23 protein-coding genes and 1 riboswitch are annotated in these 25486 nt (G+C 45.4%); of the genes, 13 read left to right on the forward strand and 10 right to left on the reverse strand.

Going from position 1 to position 25486, the window contains the following annotated elements; translation table 11 throughout:
* Nucleotides 1-291: 291 nt before the first annotated feature.
* Entirely contained in the window at nt 292-1335 is a 1044-nt protein-coding gene (locus ACFFUV_RS03475) for a methyl-accepting chemotaxis protein (protein WP_390189712.1), read from the forward strand.
* 70 nt (nt 1336-1405) lie between these two features.
* Here the strand turns inward: ACFFUV_RS03475 and ACFFUV_RS03480 are convergent, their stop codons facing one another.
* Nucleotides 1406-2113, reverse strand: a complete 708-nt coding sequence (locus ACFFUV_RS03480; RefSeq protein WP_390189715.1) for a glutamine amidotransferase — start codon at nt 2111-2113, stop codon at nt 1406-1408.
* 259 nt (nt 2114-2372) lie between these two features.
* On the opposite strand from ACFFUV_RS03480, the gene yghU reads away from it, so the two are divergent.
* Nucleotides 2373-3212 carry a glutathione-dependent disulfide-bond oxidoreductase gene (yghU, locus tag ACFFUV_RS03485; protein ID WP_390189718.1) on the forward strand — a complete coding sequence of 280 codons (840 nt, stop codon included), beginning with the start codon at nt 2373-2375 and terminating at the stop codon, nt 3210-3212.
* A gap of 69 nt (nt 3213-3281) precedes the next feature.
* On the opposite strand, the gene ACFFUV_RS03490 is transcribed toward yghU, so the two are convergent.
* Nucleotides 3282-4763 carry a carboxypeptidase M32 gene (locus tag ACFFUV_RS03490; RefSeq protein WP_390189720.1) on the reverse strand — a complete coding sequence of 494 codons (1482 nt, stop codon included), beginning with the start codon at nt 4761-4763 and terminating at the stop codon, nt 3282-3284.
* 161 nt (nt 4764-4924) lie between these two features.
* Between ACFFUV_RS03490 and ACFFUV_RS03495 the strand changes: the two genes are divergently transcribed.
* Nucleotides 4925-5554 (forward strand): LysE family translocator, encoded by a 630-nt coding sequence (locus ACFFUV_RS03495; RefSeq protein WP_390189722.1) that lies wholly within the window; start codon nt 4925-4927, stop codon nt 5552-5554.
* Between the two features lie 282 nt (nt 5555-5836).
* A complete protein-coding gene (locus tag ACFFUV_RS03500; RefSeq protein WP_390189723.1) occupies nt 5837-6013 on the forward strand; it encodes a hypothetical protein in 177 nt (58 codons plus the stop codon).
* 97 nt (nt 6014-6110) lie between these two features.
* Here the strand turns inward: ACFFUV_RS03500 and ACFFUV_RS03505 are convergent, their stop codons facing one another.
* Nucleotides 6111-7484 (reverse strand): alanine/glycine:cation symporter family protein, encoded by a 1374-nt coding sequence (locus tag ACFFUV_RS03505; RefSeq protein ID WP_390189725.1) that lies wholly within the window; start codon nt 7482-7484, stop codon nt 6111-6113.
* Nucleotides 7485-7605: 121 nt separating this feature from the next.
* Nucleotides 7606-7700, reverse strand: a riboswitch (glycine riboswitch).
* Between the two features lie 362 nt (nt 7701-8062).
* Here ACFFUV_RS03505 and ACFFUV_RS03510 point away from each other — a divergent pair.
* From ACFFUV_RS03510 to ACFFUV_RS03520, 3 genes are all read left to right on the forward strand, one after another.
* The gene (locus ACFFUV_RS03510; RefSeq protein WP_390189728.1) at nt 8063-8221 is read left to right on the forward strand and encodes a hypothetical protein; all 159 of its coding nucleotides are present in this window, start codon (nt 8063-8065) and stop codon (nt 8219-8221) included.
* Between the two features lie 17 nt (nt 8222-8238).
* Complete coding sequence (locus tag ACFFUV_RS03515) at nt 8239-8976, forward strand: chromosome partitioning protein ParA (RefSeq protein ID WP_390189730.1); 738 nt, start codon at nt 8239-8241, stop codon at nt 8974-8976.
* A 167-nt stretch (nt 8977-9143) separates the two neighbouring features.
* Nucleotides 9144-10919 (forward strand): putative bifunctional diguanylate cyclase/phosphodiesterase, encoded by a 1776-nt coding sequence (locus tag ACFFUV_RS03520; RefSeq protein ID WP_390189731.1) that lies wholly within the window; start codon nt 9144-9146, stop codon nt 10917-10919.
* Between the two features lie 25 nt (nt 10920-10944).
* On the opposite strand, the gene ACFFUV_RS03525 is transcribed toward ACFFUV_RS03520, so the two are convergent.
* Together ACFFUV_RS03525 and ACFFUV_RS03530 are read right to left on the reverse strand one after the other, a co-directional pair.
* A complete protein-coding gene (locus ACFFUV_RS03525; protein WP_390189734.1) occupies nt 10945-11502 on the reverse strand; it encodes an isochorismatase family protein in 558 nt (185 codons plus the stop codon).
* 203 nt (nt 11503-11705) lie between these two features.
* Nucleotides 11706-12896: a type III PLP-dependent enzyme gene (locus ACFFUV_RS03530; RefSeq protein ID WP_390189736.1), complete on the reverse strand. Its 1191-nt coding sequence runs from the start codon at nt 12894-12896 to the stop codon at nt 11706-11708.
* A gap of 443 nt (nt 12897-13339) precedes the next feature.
* Between ACFFUV_RS03530 and hppD the strand changes: the two genes are divergently transcribed.
* The 5 genes from hppD (at nt 13340) to ACFFUV_RS03555 (ending at nt 18854) form a co-directional block, all read left to right on the forward strand.
* Nucleotides 13340-14413 (forward strand): 4-hydroxyphenylpyruvate dioxygenase, encoded by a 1074-nt coding sequence (gene hppD / locus ACFFUV_RS03535; protein WP_390189737.1) that lies wholly within the window; start codon nt 13340-13342, stop codon nt 14411-14413.
* Entirely contained in the window at nt 14406-15527 is a 1122-nt protein-coding gene (locus tag ACFFUV_RS03540) for a homogentisate 1,2-dioxygenase (protein ID WP_390191820.1), read from the forward strand. Before hppD ends, ACFFUV_RS03540 begins: the two co-directional genes overlap by 8 nt.
* A 23-nt stretch (nt 15528-15550) precedes the next feature.
* The gene (locus tag ACFFUV_RS03545) at nt 15551-16567 is read left to right on the forward strand and encodes a fumarylacetoacetate hydrolase family protein (protein WP_390189738.1); all 1017 of its coding nucleotides are present in this window, start codon (nt 15551-15553) and stop codon (nt 16565-16567) included.
* Complete coding sequence (gene maiA / locus ACFFUV_RS03550) at nt 16560-17201, forward strand: maleylacetoacetate isomerase (RefSeq protein WP_390189739.1); 642 nt, start codon at nt 16560-16562, stop codon at nt 17199-17201. The genes ACFFUV_RS03545 and maiA overlap by 8 nt, the downstream gene beginning before the upstream one ends.
* 105 nt (nt 17202-17306) lie before the next feature.
* The gene (locus ACFFUV_RS03555) at nt 17307-18854 is read left to right on the forward strand and encodes a DUF3369 domain-containing protein (protein WP_390189740.1); all 1548 of its coding nucleotides are present in this window, start codon (nt 17307-17309) and stop codon (nt 18852-18854) included.
* A 60-nt stretch (nt 18855-18914) separates the two neighbouring features.
* On the opposite strand, the gene ACFFUV_RS03560 is transcribed toward ACFFUV_RS03555, so the two are convergent.
* Nucleotides 18915-20855, reverse strand: coding sequence for a PAS domain-containing sensor histidine kinase (locus ACFFUV_RS03560; protein ID WP_390189742.1), 1941 nt, complete (start codon nt 20853-20855; stop codon nt 18915-18917).
* A 148-nt stretch (nt 20856-21003) separates the two neighbouring features.
* On the opposite strand from ACFFUV_RS03560, the gene ACFFUV_RS03565 reads away from it, so the two are divergent.
* A complete protein-coding gene (locus tag ACFFUV_RS03565) occupies nt 21004-21972 on the forward strand; it encodes an ABC transporter substrate-binding protein (RefSeq protein ID WP_390189743.1) in 969 nt (322 codons plus the stop codon).
* 1 nt (nt 21973) lies between these two features.
* Here ACFFUV_RS03565 and ACFFUV_RS03570 read toward each other — a convergent pair whose 3' ends face one another.
* From ACFFUV_RS03570 to ugpE, 4 genes are all read right to left on the reverse strand, one after another.
* Nucleotides 21974-22684 (reverse strand): glycerophosphodiester phosphodiesterase family protein, encoded by a 711-nt coding sequence (locus tag ACFFUV_RS03570; RefSeq protein ID WP_390189744.1) that lies wholly within the window; start codon nt 22682-22684, stop codon nt 21974-21976.
* Nucleotides 22681-23460 carry a DeoR/GlpR family DNA-binding transcription regulator gene (locus tag ACFFUV_RS03575; protein WP_390189746.1) on the reverse strand — a complete coding sequence of 260 codons (780 nt, stop codon included), beginning with the start codon at nt 23458-23460 and terminating at the stop codon, nt 22681-22683. Before ACFFUV_RS03575 ends, ACFFUV_RS03570 begins: the two co-directional genes overlap by 4 nt.
* A 9-nt stretch (nt 23461-23469) precedes the next feature.
* Nucleotides 23470-24567: a sn-glycerol-3-phosphate ABC transporter ATP-binding protein UgpC gene (gene ugpC, locus ACFFUV_RS03580; protein WP_390189748.1), complete on the reverse strand. Its 1098-nt coding sequence runs from the start codon at nt 24565-24567 to the stop codon at nt 23470-23472.
* A gap of 67 nt (nt 24568-24634) precedes the next feature.
* Nucleotides 24635-25477 carry a sn-glycerol-3-phosphate ABC transporter permease UgpE gene (gene ugpE / locus ACFFUV_RS03585; RefSeq protein WP_390189750.1) on the reverse strand — a complete coding sequence of 281 codons (843 nt, stop codon included), beginning with the start codon at nt 25475-25477 and terminating at the stop codon, nt 24635-24637.
* Nucleotides 25478-25486: the final 9 nt, after the last annotated feature.

Below are 25486 nucleotides of genomic sequence, written 5' to 3' on the forward strand. Positions count from 1 at the left end.
TGAATTAATCCGGCATCAATATTCACGATCTTCTATTTTATGCAACTATGAGACTTGCAGGTTATATAAGGCTTGGAAAGGTGTACGGATTAATTATATTAGAGTAATCACTGTAAATTTAATTCATTTTCAGTATGAGTCGTTTTATAATCGAAAGTTAATTATTTTTGCTGTTCAAAGTAAAAAATGATTAACCGTCGTACGCAAACGAAGCATGAATAATATAACAATATGCAATTCGTTTAATAATGGACAGAGAATGCCAATCTCTCAGAAAAAATAAGGACTCACATGCTTTTTAAATTGTCAGTGTCACGCAAGTTGGCGATTGTCGATATTGTTGTCGTGTTTGCCGCTTTGGCTCATTATTTTTTGGTTGATGACCGATTAGATTGGTCAGTTTACTTGGCGGGTGTTTTTGCCCTCGGTTTGATTAATTTTGTGGTGATTTATCGTTATTTATCGACACAAATTACCGAATTAGAGCAGCAACTTTTCTCACAGCTTAATAATAATCGTCGAATTCGTAAGCAAGGGCACGCGCTTGATCATATTAAATCGGGTATTCAGATCTTGCTTGATGATTGCAATAGTTATGAGCAACAAGTGGCGACGCTGAGTGATAACAACCAGACTTATCAGCAACAAGTGAGTGAACTTCAAGCTCAAGGGCAACGTCAACAAGGTGTTTGGCAAGATCGTATTGATAGTGCAGCGCGCTCTCTGGAACAACTTTATGGGGTTGTTGAACATTTGGCAGAAGAGATTGCTCACTGTGCTCAAGGTGCGGCAAATTCAGCCACGGATGTTGAAGGCAGTGCCAAGAACGTTGCAGCCTCTGCCGCGGCAACAAAAGAAGACGCGGATTATATTAATGGATTTAAAGGTCAAATTGCCCAGCTTGGCGTGAGTGTCACCACAATCAATGAGTTGGCCTTAGAGATTAACGATATTTCAGACCAAACCAACTTGCTGGCACTTAATGCCTCGATTGAAGCCGCGCGTGCCGGAGAGCAAGGGCGTGGATTCGCTGTGGTGGCTGATGAAGTCCGTAATCTTGCTGCTCGAGCTCGCTCTTCAAGTGCCAAAATTGAACAAAGCATTGAATCGGTGGCTCGTGAAGCTCAAGAATGCAGTGTTGGTATTGAGCGTATTAGCTCGCATGTGGATCAGGCGGTCATTTTCAATAATGCAGAAAAAGAGTCGGTGCATAGCATCTATGAGCGTCTCGCGCAGTTAAGCGATAAAATTTCGCAACTTGTCGCTGTTGTTGATGAACAAAAATCGCTACTTGATATTGCTAAGCGTGACGTGGATGCGGCCAAAGCGTACTAAACTGCGATTCATGCCAAGATAAAAGACGCCTAAAGGTGTCTTTTTTGTATCAAATGCTTGGGAACACCTGTTAGTTATGCGTTGCCACGCAGCGCTGCGCAAAATGTATAAGAACTTGTTGCGCATTTGGTGTGCCACACACCTGCGCCACTAAATTCTGATACGCCTCTGCCACATGCTGTTTTTGGTTTTGCAGTGAATCCAAAATGATGTCAGTGGTGAACTCAGGATGAAACTGAACGCCCCAAGTTGTATTCCCAACGCGAAAAGCGTGGTGATCATCCATCTCACTGCTTGCTAAACATGTCGCGCCATCAGGCAGCGCGAGTACAGACTGAAAATGTACAGCTTGGGCTTTAAAGCGGGTCGGTAGCGTTGAAAATAGAGGGTCGTCGTTACTCTCTGGGCGCCGCTGGATATCCACTGTGCCGATTTCCAACCCTTGAGGATTAAAGTCTGCTCGTCCCCCAAGTGCACAAGCGATCAATTGATGGCCAAAGCAGATACCCAGTAGGGGAATCTGCTTGTCGTGTAATTCGACAATTTGTTGCGACAGACGCTGCATCCAAGGTGCCTGTTCGGTCACCATAGAGAGCGAACCCATGATAATCACACCTGCAAATGGTTGATCCGGAATAGGGTGTGCGACACCGTCGTGAAATTGAATGGGGATTTCTAGGGGACCAATCGCTGTTTTCGCCCACTGTTCAAAATCACCAAATCGTTGCAATTGACTCGCTGGCGCATGTCCAACATTCACAATCAATAACGCGTTCATTATCTTCCTTGTTCATTGTACGTCTGTGTCTGCTTAATCTAGAGAAATGCTGGCCCAACTGCAATGAAGATTTATCCGTTGAACAATCGAACTCACCTGGTTAGTCGTCACTTGTTTGTCTTTGATAGAAACCGGTTAATAGCCAAACTGCACATACAATAACTAAATAATATGAAGAGTTTAGGCTTAAAGGGTGGTAAACCTCTGCTTCTATCCCAATATCATTGTTACAGTCAACCTCAAACCAAAAGGAAGCACAATGACAGACCAATATGTTCCGCCTAAAGTTTGGACCATGGACAACGAAAATGGTGGCCAGTGGGCGAGTATCAACCGCCCAGATTCAGGTGCTCGCCATGAACAAGAACTGCCAGTCGGAGAACATCCACTGCAGCTTTATTCGATGGGGACGCCGAACGGTCAAAAAGTCACGATTATGCTAGAAGAGTTGCTGGCACTGGGTGTGAGTGAAGCAGAGTATGACGCCCATATTATTAAAATTGGCGAAGGCGATCAGTTTTCTTCTGGCTTTGTGGCGGTGAATCCAAATTCTAAAATTCCAGCACTTGTTGATCGCTCGGGCAGCGACGCCATCAACGTCTTTGAGTCTGGCAATATTCTGTTTTATCTAGCAGAGAAATTTGGATACCTGTTACCGAAAGAGGCAAAAGCTCGCACAGAAGTCATGAACTGGTTGTTTTGGCTACAGGGTTCGGCGCCATACTTAGGTGGTGGTTTTGGTCATTTCTACGCTTATGCACCAGAGAAGTTTGAATACCCCATCAACCGTTTTGCAATGGAAGCCAAACGCCAGCTGGATGTCCTTGATAAGCGCCTTGCTAACAACACCTTCCTTGGCGGTGAAGAGTATAGTATCGCTGATATTGCAACCTGGCCTTGGTATGGCAACTTGGTGTTAGGCCGAGCATATGATGCCGCTGAATTCCTAGATGTAGAAAGCTACAAGCACGTACAACGCTGGGCGAAAGCAATCGATGAGCGCCAAGCAGTGAAGCGTGGACGCATTGTCAATCGTACGGGTGAAGGTTTTGTTGAAGAGCGCCATAGCGCTGCAGATATTGATAAAGTGGTTGGCTAAACGCTGAATCTATGGATACCAAAAAGGGTTAGGCATAATGCCTAACCCTTTTTCATTCTGGTTGTACATCTATAAATAGCGAGACATTAAATGCTGTTTAAAAAAGCTGGCGTTAAGTTTTTCTCCGGTCGCTTGTTCGACCAAATTATCGGTATTGAGTAAGCTACCTTTTTGCCAAATATTGCTCGACAGCCAATTAAAAATAGGTGACAGCTCTCCACTTTCAATCGCACCATCGACATCCACAGTTTTCTTCATCGCCGCCATAAACTGAGCGGCATACATCGCGCCCAGTGTGTAGCTTGGGAAATACCCAAAAGCGCCATCTGTCCAATGAATGTCTTGCATGCAACCGTTTCGGTAATTATCTTTTGTTGATAGCCCCAAATACGCCTGCATTTTGTTATCCCAAAGCTCAGGAACATCAGTGTGTTTTATCTCGCCATTAATTAACGCCTTTTCAATCTCATAGCGCAAAATGACATGTGCTGGATAAGTTAACTCATCGGCATCAACACGAATAAAATCTTTTTTCACTTGAGTATAAAGACGTTGCAGGTTTGTGCGTGACATTAAGCTCGGGTCATGCTCTGCAAAGTGCTTTTGTGCTAGACGAGCGAGGTGACCAATAAACGCCTCACTGCGGGCGACTTGCATTTCAAAAAATAGGGACTGAGATTCATGAATCCCCATCGAACGAGCTTCACCCGCTGGTGTACCAGCCCACGCTTTCGGTAGCCCTTGTTCGTAGCGCGCGTGGCCAGTTTCGTGAACAATGCCCATCAGAGATTGCACGAATTCGCTCTCATCGTAACGCGTTGTGATACGGACATCCGTTGGTACGCCGCCACAAAAAGGGTGCACGCTTTCGTCAAGTCGCCCATGCTCAAAATCGAATTGCAGCAGCTGCATGACCTCCATACCGAGTTGTTTTTGCGTCGCGCGATGAAACTGTCCGGTTGGGGAAACAAGCTCTAGACTCGACTGTTGGTCGATGACTTGGTCAATCAGTGAGGGAAGCCAAGTTTTGACATCGGCGAATAACACGTCAAGCGATGCTGAGTTTGTTCCTGGTTCATACAAATCAAGCATCGCATCGTAACGGGTCAGCCCATTGGCTTCGGCGCGGATTTGGGCTTCTTGCTGGGAAAGATTGACCACTTCTGACCAGTTAGCTTCGAATCCTTGCCAGTCATTGTCGACTCGCTGCTTACGCCAAGCGTGTTCGCATTTTGAACCCGCAAGCGATTTGGCTTGCACCAGATCTTCTGGAAGCACGGTCGCTTGCTGCCATTCGCGTTTGAGTTCGCGCAAAGCGGCTTGTTGTTCATTCGATAACTCTTCTTGCTGTGCTTTATCGAACCACTCGCCTAACTGAGGGGCCGTCATTAACTGATGAATGTGGACAGAAAGTTCAGCCATCGCTTCAGAGCGCGCCTGATTGCCGCCACTGGGCATGACCGTTGCCTGATCCCAACCGCTGATCGCCGCAAGATGTTTAAAGTTGGAAACCTTTTTGGAATGTTGAACTAACTGGTCGAAAGCACTCATAAATCGTCCTAATTGGCTTAGAGAAGAAAGTAAATGTTATCAACTTTTTACAGTGTCCCCAAGGCAAGAATAGCGTTACTAAAAAAGTGGCTAGCGCTTTGGACGTTTTCGCGGTACTTTGACCCGAGGAGTTATTGATTGACAACAGGACGTTAAGCGCCATGATTCAAAATTTTGAAGCCTTCATTGTGGCTATTACTATTCTTACGCTTACCCCAGGCCTTGATACGGCTCTGGTGATTCGTAATACCTCGCGCGGCGGATTTGTCGATGGCAGCATGACCAGTTTGGGGATTTGCAGTGGGCTCTTCGTTCACGCGCTCCTTTCCGCCATCGGAATTTCTGCGGTTTTATCGCAATCTGCGGAATTATTCCAAGCCGTGAAATTGGTCGGTGCAGCTTACTTAGTTTATCTGGGCGTGACCAGCCTTAAATCAACGTTTCAAGGGGCGGGTACGCTTCATGTCCAGCAAGGTCACCAACATCGTTTTATTCTCAAACGGTCGCTCAAAGAAGGATTTCTTTCAAATGTCCTCAACCCAAAAACCGCCGTGTTTTATCTCGCGTTTTTGCCTCAGTTTATTAATCCTGAGTATTCGCCTTTAGTCCAATCAATGCTGATGGCAGCGATTCATTTTGTTATCGCTATGGTTTGGCAATGTAGCGTCGCAGGGGCTTTGAATAAAGCGAAAAACTTGCTTAAAAATGGACGCTTTATGCGCTGGATGGAGGCAACAACGGGCATGGTATTGGTTGCACTCGGCGTAAAACTGATGCTTGAAAAGCAATAAGCGTGATAGGTATCCTCAATCTGGCGGCTAATCCCTCTCTTCTAATCTAACCTCAGTATTGCAGTGATGCGATAGTCAATCGCAACCTAACTATTATCGCGGGGAATTGACCTTAAATGTGTTATTCCCCGCAAAAATGACTACTTATCGATGTTGTTACCTGTCTCATACTTAAGTATGTGTGATCCTGTGACGCCCTAATTTGTTGTGTCGAAAGTTTAGCTATTGTCTATGCTTACAAAGCTGTACCTAAACTTAGTCAACCTAGGGGGAGCACAATCAATGAAAGTAAAAGCAGATCCATTAACCGTTGGATTGATGGTGGGCGTTATCATGTGGGGTTGGAACAAAATGACCGCTGAGCCTATCTGTAATGTCGTTGAAAAACATGAGGGAAAAGAAGTGTTGGTCCCTTATCAATGTAAAGACGTTATCAATAACAAAGTGGTAAAAAAGTAGCTGGATTTTCAAACAATACCGAGTGAATTCAATGTATGGTGCATCGCATAAAAAAGCGCCTGAAAGGCGCTTTTTTAATGAGGGATTTAACAGAGCTTTAGCTATCGGTTTGCAGCTTTGCTTTGTTTAGCGCAATGGCTTGAAAATAATGTTGAGTTTCAGTGACTACCACGTTACGAAGTGCCAACAGCCCAATTAAGTTCGGAATCGCCATTAAACCGTTAACGATATCCGCAATCACCCAAATCATATCAAGATGTAAAAACGCGCCTGACGCGACTAAGACCAAGAAGACGATTTTATACGCCACCACAGCCTTAGTACCAAATAGGTAAACCACACAGCGCTCACCATAGTAGTTCCAACCCAAAATAGTGGTAAAGGCAAAGAACATGAGTCCGATAGAAACCAGCATGGGTCCCAGGGTGCCCGCATTCAAGCCTTGAGCAAACGCATGGGTGGTCATGGCTGCGCCAGCGTAATCACTTTGCCATGCGCCAGTGAGTATGAGAGCAAGGCCCGTCATGGTGCAGATAATAATGGTGTCAAAGAAGGTGCCGGTCATAGAAATCAGACCTTGGCGTACGCAAGAGTCGGTTTTTGCCGCCGCTGCCGCCATTGGCGCGCTCCCTAATCCAGACTCATTGGAAAAAACCCCGCGCGCAATCCCTGATTGAATGGCAATCATGATGGTTGCGCCAGTAAATCCGCCCGTCGCCGCTGTCGAAGAGAAGGCCGAGGTTAATACGAGAGTTACAGCGTCAATCAGTTTATCAGCGTTTAAGACAATGACACTTAAACAAGCCAGCACATAAAATACCGCCATTGTCGGCACGACTTTACCGGCGACTTTAGAAATAGATTGAATACCACCTAAGGTGACACAGGCGACCAGCACAGTAAGAATCACGATTGAAACTTCCCGTGATAGACCAAAAGAAATTTCGCTGGCATCAATTATCGCGTTCACTTGAGGAAACGTCCCGATACCAAAACAGGCCACACCCAAGGCAAACACGGCAAATAAAGTTGCGAGCAATTTAGACCCGACGCCGTACTGCAGGTAATACATAGGCCCGCCGACCATTTGCCCATTTTCGTCAACTTTGCGGTATTTTACCGCCAGTAAACATTCGGTATATTTCGTTGCCATGCCAAACAGCGCGGCTAGCCACATCCAAAATAGTGCGCCTGGCCCGCCGAGCTTTATCGCGGTTGCCACGCCGACAATATTCCCAGTACCTATGGTTGCTGATAATGCAGTACATAGCGCAGCAAAACTTGAAACATCACCTTCGGCCTTGTTTTTATCACGGCTAAAGACGAGTTTTAGTGCGGTCGGTAAATGGCGAAATTGCAGTAAACCTAAGCGAAAAGTAAAGTAAATACCGGTACCGACGAGCAGAATCAGTAGTGGGGGGCCCCACACAAAACTGTCAATGGTATTGAGAAGTGCTTCTATATTATTCATGAATTCCCCTTAATGGATAATGCGTTACTAAGGAGAAGAGGGAAAGGGCAGTTTGGTCGAACATAACACAGATCAAACGCACAAAACGACGTTGATTTCGTCATATAGCGCGGTCGATTCTTTCCACTCCTCTGTCCTTTTGCCTGAGAGTTTCACCCCATGATGGGACTTGCTCCTTCGGCGACCGATTCAACGGTTCTCTCCAGAGGTTCCTCCAACTACAGTCCTCACTTGCTAAGGGGACGCCCTTAGCGCATTCTGATTTATCAGAATAAAGCACCTGAAAGATTTACTTCTTCGGCGGGTTTATCTAACCAATTGTTAATAATTGGTTATAAACCACTCTCCTGTAGTCTTCATCGGAACAATTACCTAGGTGGTAATTTGCGAAGCAGATATTACGAAAAAAAAAGTGTGATGTCATGCAAAAAATCAATGGAGTGATGAATAAAGCGGAATCGAATGAATAGAATCTACCGGAAGCTGACCAAATTTCGGCTAAGTCATGTAAACTAATAGGATTATTAGAGTGTTGGTAAGAAGAGGAATCTCTTTCTTCCCTAAGCTAAGGAGTAATTATGACTCGCTTAATTGCTATTGCGGTGTTTGTCGTGTTGGCGTTTTTATTGATTCGCTACCGAACCAGTGAAAAACTTCAAAAATGGGTTGTGATTACTGTTATCTCTGGTCTGGTTCTTTATACCAGCACTCTTGTGATCAGTGAGTTGATACGCTAGCGAACAAGGAGCGAGCAGTGAATAAGCACCATGATGTTGATGAGTCAGACGAAAACGTTGTTGTTATTGAACAGCGCGATAAGCGAACTTATCTGTATGTTGTGATAGCCGGTGTATTGGGTTTAGCCCTTGGCGGGCTAGTAGGGGCATCTGTCACTGCTAATGATTGGCAAGCGACCTACCAGCAGTTGGAGTCAAAATATCAGGCTTTGGAAGACGATAAACTGCAGTTAGTTGCTCAGGTAGATAAAAAATTAGCCAGTGTCGACCAAGAGGTAGAGAGTAAGTTTAGCCAAGCAGTGGAAGAGCAAAAAAAGCAATATGAGGACAAAATCTCTGAGTTGGAAAAGGAGCTTGGCGAACTTAAGGAGCAAAATACCGAGTTGAGCCAAGACTTGAACCAACAAGAGCAACAGTTGGAAAGCGCGACGAAGAAGAATTATCGTCTCAACCAGCAAACGGATATGCAGGCGACGATGTTTGAGCGGGCTCGAGAGTTGTTCAAAAAGGAAGAGCAAACCAAGCAAGAACTTGCTGAGCTGCAAAAAGAGAAAAAAGAACTTCAATCAACGATCAAATCGTTAAAAACGGAGTGTGACGCATACTTAGAAGGCGCGTCATGGGACGCAAAATCGGATTCGTGTGATAAACAAGACGAAGCCCAGTCACGTTTAAGCCAAGTGGAACAAATGATTCAAGTTCACCAAATGGATTTAAAACAGATCCAAGCACTTAGTGAAGATTTGGGGTTATAGTATTTTATGTGGTTAAAGCCTCGTCTTGACGAGGCTTTTTTGTGCAACATATCTCATTGAGCCGTACGGTTTATAAAAACAGATCAATTAATTGAATTTTTACCTTTATACTCATTTTGTATGACAGTCTTTCAAAAAAGACGAACAAGGATTGAGTCGAGGTCTAAATGGAAAGGTTGAAACGCGTTGACGCACAAGTTTTACGAGTGAAACTTGCCGTCCACCTCGGGTTTTATCTCGCTGTGATCTTGATAACCTACACGCTTGTTTCCCAGCATCAAGAGTTGGGCTGGTGGTTTCTACTTTATCCTGTGCTGATGGCAGTCGGTCATTTTCATTCTCATCCCAACGTAAAGCGCTGGAGTGCGATACTGTCACTGGGGCTAGTGGTTTATGGCGGCTGGCTTGAGCCATTAAATCCAGAATATGTAGAAGAAGTCTTCATACTGCTTCCACTGTGTTACATCGTCATGTTTCCTGGCTCGCTGTGGCCAAATGCCATTGTGCCAGTCTTGATCATCTGTTATCTACGTTACTTACCACAAAGTGATTATGGCGAGTTTTTTGAGGACATCATTGAACTCGCCGTGATTACCGCTATTTCTTCAATGATGGTCCGCTTTCAGCAAAAATATCGCCATTTAGTCGACACGTATCAAAAAGACAGTTTGACCGACTTTTTAACTCAGCTTCCAAACCGTAAAGCCTATCTCGAAGAGGTAAAGCAACTTTCGGCACGTTTAGAGCATGGTATGGCGATCATTGGACTGAATGACTTTAAATCGGTCAACGATAGCTTGGGCTACACCAATGGCGATAACTTATTGATTAAGTTTGGTGATCATTTGCTGACCTTAGTCGGGGGGCATGGCAAAGTGTACCGTTTAGGGGGGGATGAATTTATTGTGTTATTTAGCGCCCAACAGAAAGTCGAAAACACCATTCGTTCCACCCTTGAGCATCTGGCGCAAAGCACCCAGCAAGTGTTTCTTATTGGCAATACCTCACATCGGCTTTCATACAGCGTTGGTGTTGCGTTGTATAATGATGCGCTTGGCGACCCACGGTTGTGGGAGAAAAATGCGTCTACCGCGCTGTATAAAGCGCGAGTCCGCGGTACAAATCAGGTGCAATGGTATGACGATGAACTGCTTGAAGAGTCAGTTCGTCAGCATCAAATTGAAATCGAGCTCGCGGGAGCTATTGATTCCGAACAGTTTTTTTTAGTGTATCAGCCTAAAGTCGATATTAAACAAAATACCGTTGTTGGCGCGGAAGCTTTAATCCGCTGGCAGCATCCTTTTTTAGGCATGATTCCTCCCAATGACTTTATTAATATCGCTGAAAAGACGTCGCAGATAGTGCCGATTGGTCGTTGGGTGATTCGTCAAGCCTGTTTGCAAGCCAAAGTTTGGTACGACATGAATCATCCGGTTTGTGTCTCAGTCAACGTGTCAACAATCCAATTTGCCCACGATGAGGTAGATCAATACATCGAGCGAGTGCTTGATGAAACTCGTTTACCGCCTCACCTACTGCAAATCGAAATCACCGAAACCGCATTAATGCAGTGTTCTGACTTTGTAGTATCTGGGTGTACGCGCATACGCGAAATGGGGGTGTCAGTGGCCGTGGATGACTTTGGGGTTGAATATTCATCACTGAATTACCTTAAGCAACTACCGGTTGATGTCCTTAAAATAGATAAAGCGTTTGTTGATGACTGTGTTGTCGAACATACCGATCATATGCTGGTGAGAACCATCATTCAGATTGGACGTAACTTAGGCAAAAGAGTGGTTGCCGAAGGGGTAGAAAACCAAGAGCAGTTAGAGTTACTGGCGCTCGAAGGTTGTGATGAGTATCAGGGTTATTTTTATTGCAAGCCTATCGAGTCGCGAAGCTTTACTCAATTGCTTAACCGTTCAGTAAAACTGGGCTAACTGTATCGTTAGCCCAAGGGGTCGATTATTTATTTAACGCTGCCAACACTTCATCCTTTGTCCCAGTCTCCGCTAGGCGAGGGAATACGAGGTTAACGCTGTTATTGTGCGTGTCTAGATTGAGATCGGTCATGCTGTCTGTTGCAATTGTGACATTGTAACCCAGCTCATAGGCTTGACGTGCTGTTGATTCCACACCAATGGATGTCGCGATTCCCACAACCACCACTTGAGTCACTCCTAGAGCCTGTAACTGCTGGTCGAGGTCTGTTTTATTAAACGCACCCCACGTTGTTTTCGAAATTTTAATATCGCTCTCTTGAACGTTTAATTCTGGTGTCAACTCGGCCCAGTCTGCGGGTGGTTGTTCGTCACTGTCTACGCTTTGGTCTGTGCGACCCGGAGCGCTATCGACCACGTTCACGATGACGACGGGCAAGCCTTTTTCACGAAATGCGTTTGCCAAAGTGGCACTGTTATCAATCACGGGCTGAGCAGGATGCACAGTAGGCAAAGCGATGATCCCTTTTTGTAGGTCAATAACAATGAGGGCTGTTTTAGGATCAAGTTGAGTAATTGCCATGATGGAATCCTTATCTGTTGATAATAAAAACGGTGCACACATGGCACCACTATCCGTCACCTTAGCATCAGTCGCCGCTGGATTTAAATCATAGGAATTTGAAAGAGTTGTTTGAATTATTTGATGTTAGAGCAGGGGGAGTGGCCGCTTAAACACATAAAGCTCCCTTAATCCAAAACCAAGAGAGCTTTAAAAGCGAGTGATTAGCCAATCATGCGGTTGTCGGCCATAACGTCATTAAGGACGATGGTTTGTGCACGCTTGAAGAAGTTAAAGTCGGTTGCAGTCGCACTGGTGTAAGCGCCCATCATGCGGCCAACAATCAAGTCACCGTTATTCAATTTTGGCAACATGATGTGGTCTGAAATGACATCAATGCTGTCGCATGTCGGGCCTGCTAACACGCTTGAGTGCATGTCATTACTTTGTTTGGTGGTATACAGCGGATACTGACCATGGTCAAAAATGATACCACTGAACGAGCCATACACGCCGTCATCAAGATAATACCAAGTTTGCCCTTCACGTTGTGCTTGGCCCATGACGGATGCAACAGAAGTCATGCAAGCCGCGACAATAAAGCGCCCAGGCTCCGCCAGTACTTGCACGGTTTCAGGCAGTGAACTCAGAGCTTGGTTGATGGGTTTACAAAACTCCTCAATCGGCATAACGGGCTGAGTGTAAGTGACGGGAAAGCCGCCACCAATATCCAAAGTACTCAGCGCAGGTAGTCCAAGCTCAACCACACGCTCCATCACTGCTTTACACGCCAGTATTGCATCCACATATTTCTGTGGGTTCAAGGTTTGAGAGCCGACATGGAACGACAAACCTTTTATGCGAACGCCAATGGCTTGCGCTCTGTCGATGATCTCGATTGCATCTTGTGCAGAGCAACCAAATTTTTTCGATAAATCGGCGAACACCTCTGCGTTACGAAAACTTAGGCGAACCAATATTTCGACTTCGTTTTTGTAGGGGATGAACTTTTCTAGCTCGTTAAGATTGTCGACGACGAACACATTACATCCATACTCAAGCGCTGCACGGATATCAGCATCTCGTTTAATGGGATGTGAGTGAATTGTTCTGTGTGCAGGCACGCCACGGCTTGCAACCAATTCCACTTCCCCTGTTGTTGCCAAATCAAAGCTCGCACCTTCTTCAAGCAACGTATCGACGACTGCAGGGTGAGGTAGCGGTTTTAGAGCAAAGTGCAAAGTCACGTTAGGAAGTGCGTTTGATAATGCACGATATTGCTGGCGAACGGAATCGCAATCAAGCAATAAAAGTGGTGCGCCAAATTGAGCAACTGAAGCTTCAATTAATTGAGCATCTTCAGTGCTAAGAACGGCAGGTAAGATAGGGAAAAGATCCAACGCTGATTGTGCCATGGGGTAGCCTCCGAAACAGTGGGCAAACTTTCCCGTTACGCGGGAAAGCTGAGCGTCAATAAAAACGTGTAAACACGCCGTCAAAGTCACTCTTGGATAGTTGCTCTATCGCCTTGCCACAAACAACCTGTGATGTACTCGGATTGGCTATCATCAAGAAGCAGCGCGATAATAAAATCGGATTTTTATTTGCGCAACTCTTTTTTTGTCTAGAATTGAAAATAATTTTAATTCATTGAAATTAAATAGTTTATTATGGGTTTTTCTGAGTCTCTAGCAATAATAAATCGGTAATTTTTATTGTTAATGTAATGTTAAATTTACATTTTTACAGCCCAAGGTTGATGACAGATATCAATAAGAAATTGGCATTTTAAACGCATTATTCCACCTTTATAACCATAGGCAGAGTAAATCTCTGTGTTTGAACGGGAAGGTGGAATATGAACAATCAATACAACCCACTCGGAACGGATGGTTTTGAGTTTGTTGAGTACACGGCCGCAGACGCCGAGGGCATCGAGCAACTCAAGTTACTTTTTTTCTCATTAGGTTTTGCAGAAATCGCCCAGCACCGTTCCAAACAAGCCTGGCTGTATCGTCAAGGTGGCATTAATTTCATCATTAATGCTCAACCAAGAAGCCAAGCACAGACGTTTGCCGATGTTCATGGTCCCTCAGTTTGTGGCATGGCATTTCGTGTTCAAGATGCAGCACATGCGCACAGTCATGCCATCGCCAAAGGGGCTCAGCCTTATGAAACAGAAATCGGCCCGATGGAACTGAGTATTCCGGCTATCTGTGGTATTGGCGGTAGTCTTATTTATTTTGTGGATCGCTATGGCGATAACACCATCTACGATGTGGATTTCAAGTTTTACCCTGATGCAGAGCTTAAGCAAGAGACTATCGCGGTTGGTCTCAACACGATTGACCACCTGACGCATAATGTTCGCCAGGGAGAAATGGATACATGGGCTGGTTTTTACGAGCGCATTGGCCAATTTCGAGAAATTCGCTACTTTGATATCGAAGGCAAACTCACCGGGCTTGTGAGTCGAGCGATGACCTCACCATGTGGGAAAATTCGAATTCCAATTAACGAATCTCGCGATGACAAATCACAAATTGAGGAGTTTATTCGCGAATACAACGGTGAAGGCATTCAGCACATTGCTTTATCGACCGAGGACATTTACGCAACGGTTGAGGTTCTCAGACAGCGCGGAGTGCAGTTTATGTCCACGCCAGACACCTATTATGAGCAAGTTGACAGCCGTGTCGCTGGCCACAGTGAAGATCTCAGCCAGTTACAAGCGCTCAATATTTTGATTGATGGCGCTCCAGAAAAAGACGGCATTTTACTGCAGATCTTCACCCAAACCGTGATTGGGCCAATATTCTTTGAAATCATTCAACGCAAAGGTAACCAAGGTTTTGGTGAGGGTAACTTTAAAGCGCTGTTTGAATCGATTGAAGAAGACCAAATACGTCGTGGAGTATTGAATGATGCGTAAACCGATGACTTATCCTCACCGCGAAGGGGTTTGCTCACGGCAAGCACATGCGGATTTACCCAAAGACGCAATCTATGAACGTGAAGTTGGGCAAGAAGGGTTTTATGGTCCCGCGACCCATTTTCATCATCAACACCCGCCGACAGCATGGTGCGATTGGCAAGGCGAACTCAGGCCTCGCTGCTTCAACTTAAATCACCTCGATAGTGAACGAGATGTGCCTTGGGGGGCGGCGGCACTTTTGCACAACCAACAATGTAAAATCCGTACTTGGCGTCTAAATCAACCGATGACACATTTAGTACGGAACGCCGATGGGGATGAATTGCTGTTTATCCACCAAGGTCAGGGCGATGTGTATTGTGATTATGGTCATATCACGTTAAAGCCCGGTGATTATCTACTGATACCACGCTCGACGATGTGGCGAATTGAACCTTCACAAGCAATGTTTATATTGATGATTGAGTGTACCGACAGCCATTATCAATTGCCTGACAAAGGATTGCTTGGCCAGCATGCGATCTTTGATCCTGCTGTGCTTGAAATTCCGAAAATTAACCACGCATTCCAAGCGCAATACAGTGAGCATACGACGCAAGTTTATGTTAAGCGCCACGATAAAATGAACGTCATTACTTTTCCGTTCAACCCGCTGGATGCCATTGGTTGGCACGGCGATTTAGCCGTCGCGAAACTTAACTGGCGAGACATTCGACCGCTGTCCTCTCATCGTTACCATTTACCGCCATCGGCGCATACGACGTTTGTTGCGGGTGATTTTGTGGTGTGCACCTTTGTTCCTCGTCCAATAGAAAGTGATCCGGGGGCGTTGAAAGTGCCGTTTTTTCACAATAATGATGATTATGACGAAGTTCTTTTTTACCACAGTGGGGATTTTTTTAGTCGCGATAACATAGAGCCGGGAATGATGACGTTTCATCCCGCTGGCTTTACCCATGGCCCGCACCCTAAAGCGTTCGAATCCGGACAACGTCACGCAAAAACGTCTACTGATGAAGTGGCGGTCATGATTGATACGCGCCATGCCTTAATAGTGGATGAGCAGGCATCGAGCGTTGAGAATACAGACTATATTTCAAGTTGGCAGTAAACTGAATAACTCAAGGAGAAGTGATGAAGTTAGCGACGCTAAGAAGTGAAAGCCGCGACGGCATCTTGGTTGTGGTTAATCGCGCTTTAAGCCGCTGTGTTGCGGTGCCGGATATTGCGGCCAGTCTTCAATATGCACTCGATCATTGGCAGGCTTGCAAGCAGCCACTGGAAGAGGTTTATCGAGCACTAAATCATGGTGAATTGATCAACGAAATGCCTTTTGACAGTGAACTATGTATGGCGCCGTTACCCAGAAGTTATCAGTGGGCGGATGGTTCAGCTTATGTCAATCATGTCGAGTTAGTACGGAAAGCACGCGGAGCAGAAATGCCAGCGAGTTTTTGGCAAGACCCATTGATGTACCAAGGTGGAAGCGACAGCTTTCTTGGGCCCTGTGATGATATTGTTCTTGACGATGCGTCTTGGGGACTTGATTTCGAAGCGGAGGTTGCCGTGGTGACGAGTGATGTCCCAATGGGGGTGAAACCATCCGAGTCAGCGCAATACATCCAACTGTTTATGCTGGTCAATGATGTGTCACTGAGAAACCTCATTCCTTCTGAACTCGCTAAGGGGTTTGGCTTTTTTCAATCCAAGCCTTCAAGCGCATTTTCCCCGGTTGCAGTGACACCAGATGAGTTGGGTCATCATTGGGATGGCCATAAACTCAAGCTGGCTTTGTGTACACACTACAATCATAGCTTATTTGGTTATCCAAATGCCGGGATAGATATGACGTTTGACTTCCCACAGTTGATTGCCCACGCCGCCAAAACCAGACATTTAATCGCAGGAACCATTATCGGCTCTGGTACAGTGTCAAACAAACAAGGAACGGAGTACGGCACTTCGGTGAGCGAAGGGGGCGTTGGCTATTCCTGTATTGCCGAGCTACGCATGATTGAAACGTTGCGAAATGGACAACCAACAACGGCGTTTATGCGCGTTGGTGACACGGTGAGCATCGAAATGAAAGATGAAAATCAGTGTTCTATCTTTGGAAAAATAGAACAAGAAGTTGTGGCATCTTATGATTGAATTGTACAGCTATTGGCGTTCATCAGCCGCCTATCGAGTGCGTATTGCTCTAAACTGGAAGCGTCTGGAGTATCGCATTTACCCAGTGCACTTAACCAAGGGAGGCGGAGAGCAGTTTAGCCCATGGTTTAAAGCCATGAATCCGAGCCATGCCGTGCCCATTCTTCGCCATCAAGATAATACTTTGCATCAATCTCTGGCGATTATCGAATATTTAGATGAACGTTTTCCTAGTCCACCCTTGCTACCAAAATCGGCACCAGACCGAGCGATCGTTAGAGCGCTTGCTTTAGATATTGCCGCTGATACCCACCCGCTGAATAATTTACGAGTGCTCAACTATTTACAAAAGACGTTAGGACACAATGAAACGACGAAAACCGCCTGGTATCAACATTGGGTCGCAACCAGTTTGCAAGCACTGGAAACCCGCCTTGCACAAAGTGAGGGGAAATATTGCCACGGTGACGCTGTCACAATGGCGGATGCCTGTTTAGTGCCACAAATTTATAATGCACAGCGCTTTGATTGTGACTTGACCCCATATCCTAAAATAGTCGCGATTTATCAACATCTTTTGACGTTTGAGGCATTCCAAGCTGCAAAACCGAAGCGACAACCGGATGCAGAGTGACATTTTTCCGCTAAAAATCGATATATGCTCTATTTTGTTAATCAAAAAGTTAAAGGCTGTGCTAAACCTTAAATAGAGAATCGACTTTGTAGAGTAAAAATAAAAATGGATTTCTTTGCCGATTTTAAACCTCAGCCCAGGGAGTCACCTGTAGTCTCTCATTCGGGAAACGAGGTTAATGTGCCATGGAAGATTGTATTGGTGGATGATGATGAGCAAGTTCATCAAATTACCAAAATCGCACTCATGGATTTTGAGTTTGAGGGCCGGAAATTAGAGCTGATCTCGGCGCTGTCTGGCGTTGCCGCTCGTGATATTTTTCGGCAGCACGATGATATTGCATTAGCGCTGATTGATGTTGTGATGGAATCAGAACATGCAGGTCTAGAATTAGTAAAATTTATTCGTGAAGAGCAGGACAACCGATTAGTCCGCTTAGTATTGCGAACCGGGCAAGCAGGGCAAGCGCCAGAAGATACGGTAATTCGTGAGTATAATATTGATGACTACAAAGAAAAAACCGAGCTGACAACCCAAAAGCTTAAAACCTTATTGTACTCGATGCTTAGAGCTTATCGCGATTTGTGTTTAATTGAAGAGCAGAAACAAGGGTTAAGTAAAGTGATTCAAGCGTCGGCGCTGGTTCAAAATACGACGACACTCCAAACCTATGCCACGTCAGTGTTAGAGCAGTTGACCTCACTACTTAAATTACAAAAATCGGCGTTTTACTGTTTAGTACATCCCAGAACTAATGGTGAAGAATCACGTGCGCTTACTCTTGCAGCAACCGGCGAATACTTTGATTGCTACAGCGAATGTGCTTTTGAACGCTTGCCAAGTCATGTTGCGGAGCGCTGTAGTCAGGTTCTCGAAAAAGGCCAGACGACGTGTTATGACGACGCATATCTACTTTATGCGAATGACGACCAGGGCGTGGATCGGCTTCTTTACGTCAACATACAAAAAGAGCTGTCTGAACTTGATAAACAATTACTTGAAATTTATATGCAAAATATCGGTTTGACGTTTGAAAATCTTACTTTAATGACGGATGTACGTGAAACGTCAAAAGAGTTGGTCTATAACCTAGCCAATGCGGTTGAAGCGAGGAGTAAAGAGACTGGGGCTCACGTGCAGCGAGTGTCGCTAATTTGTGAAAAACTGGCCCAATTAGTCGGGCTAAATGATCACGATGTCAGTATGATTAAACATGCTTCGCCACTGCATGATGTCGGTAAAGTCGCGATTCCTGATCGGATTCTACATAAGCCCGGTAAGCTTGATAGCGAAGAGTGGAGTGAAATGCAGCGTCATGTCGAATATGGCGTCAACATTCTGAACAACTCGAAGCGACGTCTATTTGCTGTCGCGCGTGAAATCGCCGGTACGCATCATGAAAAATGGGATGGAACGGGTTATCCCAATCAGCTTAAAGGAGAAGATATACCGATTGCTGGGCGGATTGCCGCTTTAGCGGATGTATTTGATGCCCTTGGAGCAAAGCGGAGTTACAAAGAACCTTGGAGCAATGAAGCCATTTTAGAAGAGTTAGTCGCGCAGCGCGGTAAACACTTTGATCCGCAACTTGTCGATTTAATGACTGAAAACTGGCAAGCGTTTATCGATATCCGCAATTCTTTGCCAGATTAACTCAGTTCGCCTTAAGGAGGAAAGCCACCTAACTTAGGTGGCTTTTATGTTCTATCGAGTTTATGGGGTGGGGTTGACATCTTGTGGTAATGATTTTGGTAAAATCAGCGTAAAGTGCACGCCTTGACCCGGTTCCGATTCAAACTCCAAGTCGCCTTTCAGCTTTTGTTTCACGAGGTTAAACACTAAGTTTAGACCAAGACCAGAGCCACCTTTGCCGCGTTTAGTGGTGTAGAACGGCTCAAAAATACGTTGATGCAGAGATTTTTCAATGCCTTCACCATTATCGCGATAGTGTATAACAATGTTGTCATCTTGCTGAGAAAACTCTACGTGTATCTGAGGTGTTTGCTGGTGAGTGAATGCATGATTAATACTGTTCATGATGAGATTCGATAAGATTTGAGTCAGCACGCCAGGTAGGCTGTTCATGGTGAGTGTGTCGTCGCCTTCCAATTCAGGAGAAACGGGAACCTTACGAGTTTCAGGGTGCAAACTGGCAATCAGCGCGTCGAGTACTTGCTTGATTGCAAATTCACTCCGGCTTTCTGAGACTTGATCGACAGCGGTTTGTTTAAAATCACGAATCAATTTTGCCGCTCGATTTAAATTGTTCTCCAGCATATCGCTGCTTTGTGTAAGCCGACTGATTAATTCCGAAAATTGAGTACTTGTTAGGGTTTGATTATCAAATGCGGTTTTTAAGCTGCCCGTACTTTCTTTAATGACGGATGTCGCGGTGACCGCGATGCCAAGTGGCGTATTGACCTCATGAGCAACCCCTGCAACTAACCCGCCCAAAGCGGCCAATTTTTCGGACTCCACCAGTTGTTCTTGTGTTTCTTGCAGCCTCTCCATGCTTTGCTCTAGTGCGCGAGTCCGCTTTGCGACAATGAGTTCAAGTTTTTGATTCCAACTTTCAACTTCAAGCTGAGCCAGTTTTAAATCGGTAATGTTTATTGCCGTACCACGAAAACCAAGAAATTTGTCTTGATCGAAGCGAGCGATGGCTTGAAAGATGAAATAGTTGGGCTGGTCATTAACCACAATACACTCTTCGCATTTAGCGAAATCTTGGCGTTGTTTGAGCATGTTAAGTAGGGTTTTACACTGGCTTAATAAATCGATGCTGGTGATATCGGGGTGCTGATTGAACTCCAAATGCAAAGAGCGCAGCATCATTTCGGAACAGTAGGTTAACGTATTGTGCTCATCGGTCTCCCATAACCAATCGGATGAGACATGCGTAAAGTCACTGAGGCGTTCTTGTTCAAATTTGATGGTGCGATACAAGGTTGTGACGTTATCGGTAATTTTGTTGGATTCTTCGGCGAGCCAATCTAACTCATCCTCTTCATTCATGATCCACTTATTATGCTCTAAGGTAAGCGTTTTAGCGGGATGGCGAGGATTGTATTTACGTAAATATTGAGCAATGGCGAATACTCTTCGGTTGACGCTGTGATGAAAAACCAGCAACACAAAGTAGCAAACGATCAGCGTTTTAAATGCGTTCATCCCTAAGGTAATAAAGAACTGTTTAAGTAAGTAATTGTATATCTGGTGTGGGTCAGACTCGACTTGAATCGTACCGATGGTTTCGTAAGTGTCGGGCTGCATCGTGTGGTAAGTCAGAGCGTAATTGCTGATTATCGGCCCTTTTTCCACTTTTTTCCCCGCCGTAAATTGATAGCGCCCCGATGTCACCTGAATGTAGTCAATGCCGGGTAAATTGACTAACCCTTCTAAACGCTCTTGCAGCAAGGTCAAGTCAAACGCCCACAGCGATGCGGCCAGTGTATCTGCATGCACGGTTTTTATTTCTTGATGACGCGCGTTTACAGCATTGAACTCTTTGTCGTAATCCCAATAAAGCTGAACAAAAGTCATTAGCAGAGTGACGATACCACTCAGTACAATCATGATCAGAATGATTCGTCGACCAATAACACTAAAGTAGGGGTTATGAATACTGTCTTCAAACTGCTGGGATCGGTTCATGGCTATCAACTTTTTATTTTAATTATTATGAGTATAGATAGGCTTTGTTGGTTTGCTCGTAAGCGTAAAGTTTCTGGCAAAGAAAATTTTGATATAAAGGTCATTTCACTGGCTAGACTATAAGCATGACACCAAATTGGAGAACCTTATGCGTAGTGGGTTTAGCATGGGTTGGTTATTGAGCTTTCAACTGGCGGCGGCCGATGTATTAGTCATTGAAAGCTATCGCTCTCAATTTGAATGGGATAAAAGCTACTTATTTGGTATCCACGAAGAGCTCAACCCGAGTATTGAATTAGCGACGTTCGAGATGGACACCAAGCGCATTCCCATGAATCAATTTGATGATGCTGCCGAAGCGGCCTGGCATGCTTATCGCCAGCATCAGCCCAAAGTCGTGGTTTTAGGCGATGATAATGCGCTGAGGCTGATGTTACCCAAACTCTATGATCAACCAATTTCTATTGTATTTTTGGGTATCAATGACAACCCGCGTCATCTACTTTCCGAGTTCTCGGGCCAAGCGAAAGTGACGGGAATTTTGGAGAGGCCACTGTTTGTCCGTAACTTGAGTGAAATAAGTCGTGTATTGGGTAGAACAGACCTGCGCATTAAAGTGATGTTTGACTCAGGGGTGACGTCTAAAATTGCAGGTGAGTACATCGTGACCCAATTTGAGCAGATAAAAGCTGGGTTGGGTATTGATGTGTCGGTGCATAATATTGCCACTTTCCGCGAATGGCAGGCTCAGGTTAACCAAGCTCAATCTCAGGGTGTCGATGCGATTTTCGTTGGTTTATATCATACGATTATCGATGATCAAGGTCACAATGTTGCCGCAAGCACCATCATGAAGTGGACAAATCAACACGCTTCAGTGCCACTATTCGGATTTTGGGACTATGCCGTTGGTAAAGGAAAAACCGCAGGTGGAGTCGTGCTGTTTGGAGAAAGCCAAGGGCGCACGGTCGCACAATTAGTCAACCGAATACTCAATGGCGAAGATGCGGGCTTAATTCCGATTAAGATAGGCACTCAAGGCAGGGCGATTTACAGCCGTAGCGAGATGACTCGTTGGCAATTAAAACCGCCGTTGCAATGGCAAGCACTCGAATAAACTAGCCAAGAAACCGTTCGGGAAAATCGCTGAATACCCCATCGACGATGGCTAAATGTTTAAATTTTTCCGGTTGATTTACGGTGTAGCACCAAACTTGGTAGCCTTTATCATGCAAAGCATTGATATGCTTCTCTGAAACCCAGCGATAATTTAAGTTACAGCTAAACGCACTAACCTCTTCTAATAATTGCCAGTCTGCTTTAGAGAGACGCTCACTTAATACGCCGAGTGCATAGCCAGGGCAGTGTTGATGAAGCTCTCGAATGATACCGTGACTAAAGCTTGAGAGCAGTATTGAACTGGGTGGAAGTTGAGCGTTATCGAGTTGCGTTTTCAGGTTTTGAGCGACGTGCGCGACATTCTGGCGGTCTATTTTTACTTCAATATTGAGTGATAATTGGTGTTGGTGAGCAAGTTCAAGGAGTGAGGCTAATGTCATGATTGGCTCGCCTTTGAACGTCGCATCAAACCAACTTCCAAAGTCCAGTTGTTGCAACTGTTCTAAGGTATAATCATCGACGCGTCCTTGTCCATTGCTGCAGCGGTCAATCGTGTGATCATGGCATACAACCAGAATCTCATCTTTGGTTGGCTGAACATCGACTTCGACCCATTTGAGCCCCATGTCTATCGCGTTTTGAACACTGACTTTGGTGTTTTCAGGGCAATGACCCGCAACGCCGCGGTGGCCAACAATAACTTGTTTCATAGTTCATTCTCACTGCGAGAAGCCACCACCAATTGTGTGTCATGGGTGTGGCATAAGTGTTGAATTTGCGCCGACGTTTGGTCGACAAACAGGCGATCAATTTCGCTCAGTCTACCACTGACAACTGGCGCGTATCGACCTAATTTTGTGTGGTCTGCCATCACCCAGCATTGTTGGCTTTGCGCAATAATGGCGCGGGTTAAACATGACTCTTCTGGCGTGAAATCAAGAAGTTGTCCTTTTTCATTGAGTCCACCCACACCAAAAACGCCAATCTTGATATTAAAGCGCCGATAAAATTCGGTTGTCGCTTCGCCAACGGTATCTTCATCGGAAGAGCGTACCGCGCCGCCCGCCAAGTGAATCGATAAATTGGGGTTGCGACTTAACGTCAACGCCGCATTAATGTTGTTGGTCACGACTGTGAGACCGGGGTGATCGAGCAGCGCATGAGCCAGATGTTTGGGCGTGGTTCCTATTCCTAGAAACAAACTGGTGCCTTCGCTCAATTCACTCACGACATGACGAGCGATCGCTTGTTTCGCGGCATGATTGAGTAATTCACGGTTAGTGAACGAGAGGTTATCATTGGCACTGGGTAACATGATGCCACCATGTACGCGTTTGACGATCCCTTTATCACTCAGTTCATTCATGTCTTTACGAATGGTTTGCACTGATACGCTGAATCGCTCTGAGAGCAGAGAGCTTGATAGTACGCCATGAGTGCGCTGCAAGTATGCAAGGATCTCTTTTTGTCTTGACGATAAACTCACGTGACCTCTTTAAGCGATTGCCTGTGATGGGCCTTGGACATCGGCTTTGTGGCTCGCAGTCGGGACGATTCGTTGTCCGTGCTCATCAAACAGATGCAGTTTATGGATATCAACGTGCAAGGTTAACTGGGGCTCCAACGCCATTTCAGGCGTCACAGCAACAAAAGGCTGTTTGCCTAAATACCCATGTACTAATTGATTAGGACCAAGTGGTTCGACAACGTGGACGGTGAGATCGAGGGTTAAGCTTTGCGTTGATGCTTGCTGCTCAGCATGTTCAGGACGAATACCTACGGTGAGATGTGATTGGCATAACGACGCGTAGTGGGGCAAATAAAGGCTATGATCCCCAAGTTTTAAGTGACCATGCTCCACTGATGCTGGCATAAAGTTCATTGCAGGACTACCGATAAAACTCGCAACAAATTGACTTGCTGGTTGATGGTAGACTTGCGCAGGAGTGCCTATCTGTTCTATCTGGCCTTGGTTGAGCACAACGATACGATCCGCTAACGTCATGGCTTCAATTTGGTCGTGGGTAACGTAGACACTGGTCACGCCCAGTTCGCGTTGCAATTTCTTTATTTCTAGGCGCATATGTGCACGCAGCGCCGCATCGAGGTTGGAGAGTGGTTCATCAAATAGAAACAACTGCGGGTCGCGAACGATGGCTCGGCCCATCGCCACGCGTTGGCGTTGTCCTCCAGACAGCTTGGCCGGTTTTCGCTCTAAATATTCTTCAATTTTTAGAGTCTTAGCGACTTTTTGGATCTTAATATCGATCTGCTCTTTACTCACGCCTCGGTTTTTTAACCCATACGCAAGGTTGTTGTATACCGACATATGTGGATACAGCGCATAGTTTTGAAACACCATCGCAATGTCCCTCAATGCAGGCTTTTCAGTGTCTACCCGCCGGCTGTCGAGATGAATTTCACCGCTCGAGAGCGTTTCTAAGCCAGCAATGGAGCGTAATACGGAAGATTTGCCGCAACCCGAGGGGCCGACAAGAACAATAAATTCTCCGCGTTGGATCTCTAAATTGATGCCTTTAACGGCCTGGTGACCATTGTCGTAAGTTTTGACTAAATTTCGAATTGATAACATAGCAGTGACATCCTTGGAAAGTCGGGCAAGTGAGTTTGGATGGCGTGTTATCACGCGTTGAATCGGGTTATTTTTCACTTTCAACCAGTCCTTTTACAAACCAACGCTGAAAGACCACCACGACTAAAATCGGTGGCAACATCGCGAAGATAACCATCGCAAACGCAAAGTCGTAGCGTGGTGTCCGTGTTTCTCGAATATTATTGAGGAGTTGTTTAATGCCCATCACGATAGTGTTGTAACTCTCATCGGTCGTCATCATGATTGGCCATAGATACTGATTCCAACCCACGACAAACATAATGATGAAAATCGCAGCTATCATGGTTTTCGACAGCGGCAGCAAAATATCAATGAAAAATCGTAATGGCCCGGCGTTATCTAATTGCGCCGCTTCCAACAGCTCATCGGGTACGGTTTTAAAAAATTGACGAAAGAAAAAAGTGGCCGTTGCGCTGGCAATCAATGGCAGGACCAACCCTGAATAGCTGTTGAGCATTCCTAAGCTGGAGACGACTTCATACGAAGGAATAATTCGCACTTCTAGTGGCAGCAGCAAAGTGACAAAGATGAGCCAAAACCACAACGTGGCGAACGGCAAACGAAAGTAAACCAGCGCGTAAGCCGCCATCAGTGAAATAATGATTTTTCCGATGGCAAAGCCCAGTCCCATGATGATCGAGTTCATCACCATACTCTGGGTGGTCACCTCGCCGGCAAAGCCAGTCGTTTTGCTCCATGCCTCTTGGTAAACATCAAAGAAATGCTCACCGGGTAGCCATTGTAACCCTTCGGTCATTATGGTGTTCGGATCATGGGTTGAGCTTGCAAAAATCAGCCAAATCGGCACTAAAAGAAATAGAGCTCCGATAATGAGAATGGCGTGATCAGAGAAGGTTTTGATAGTCATAAACATCTC

The sequence above is a fragment of the Vibrio olivae genome, assembly GCF_042428525.1.
Classification (GTDB): Bacteria; Pseudomonadota; Gammaproteobacteria; order Enterobacterales; family Vibrionaceae; genus Vibrio; species Vibrio olivae.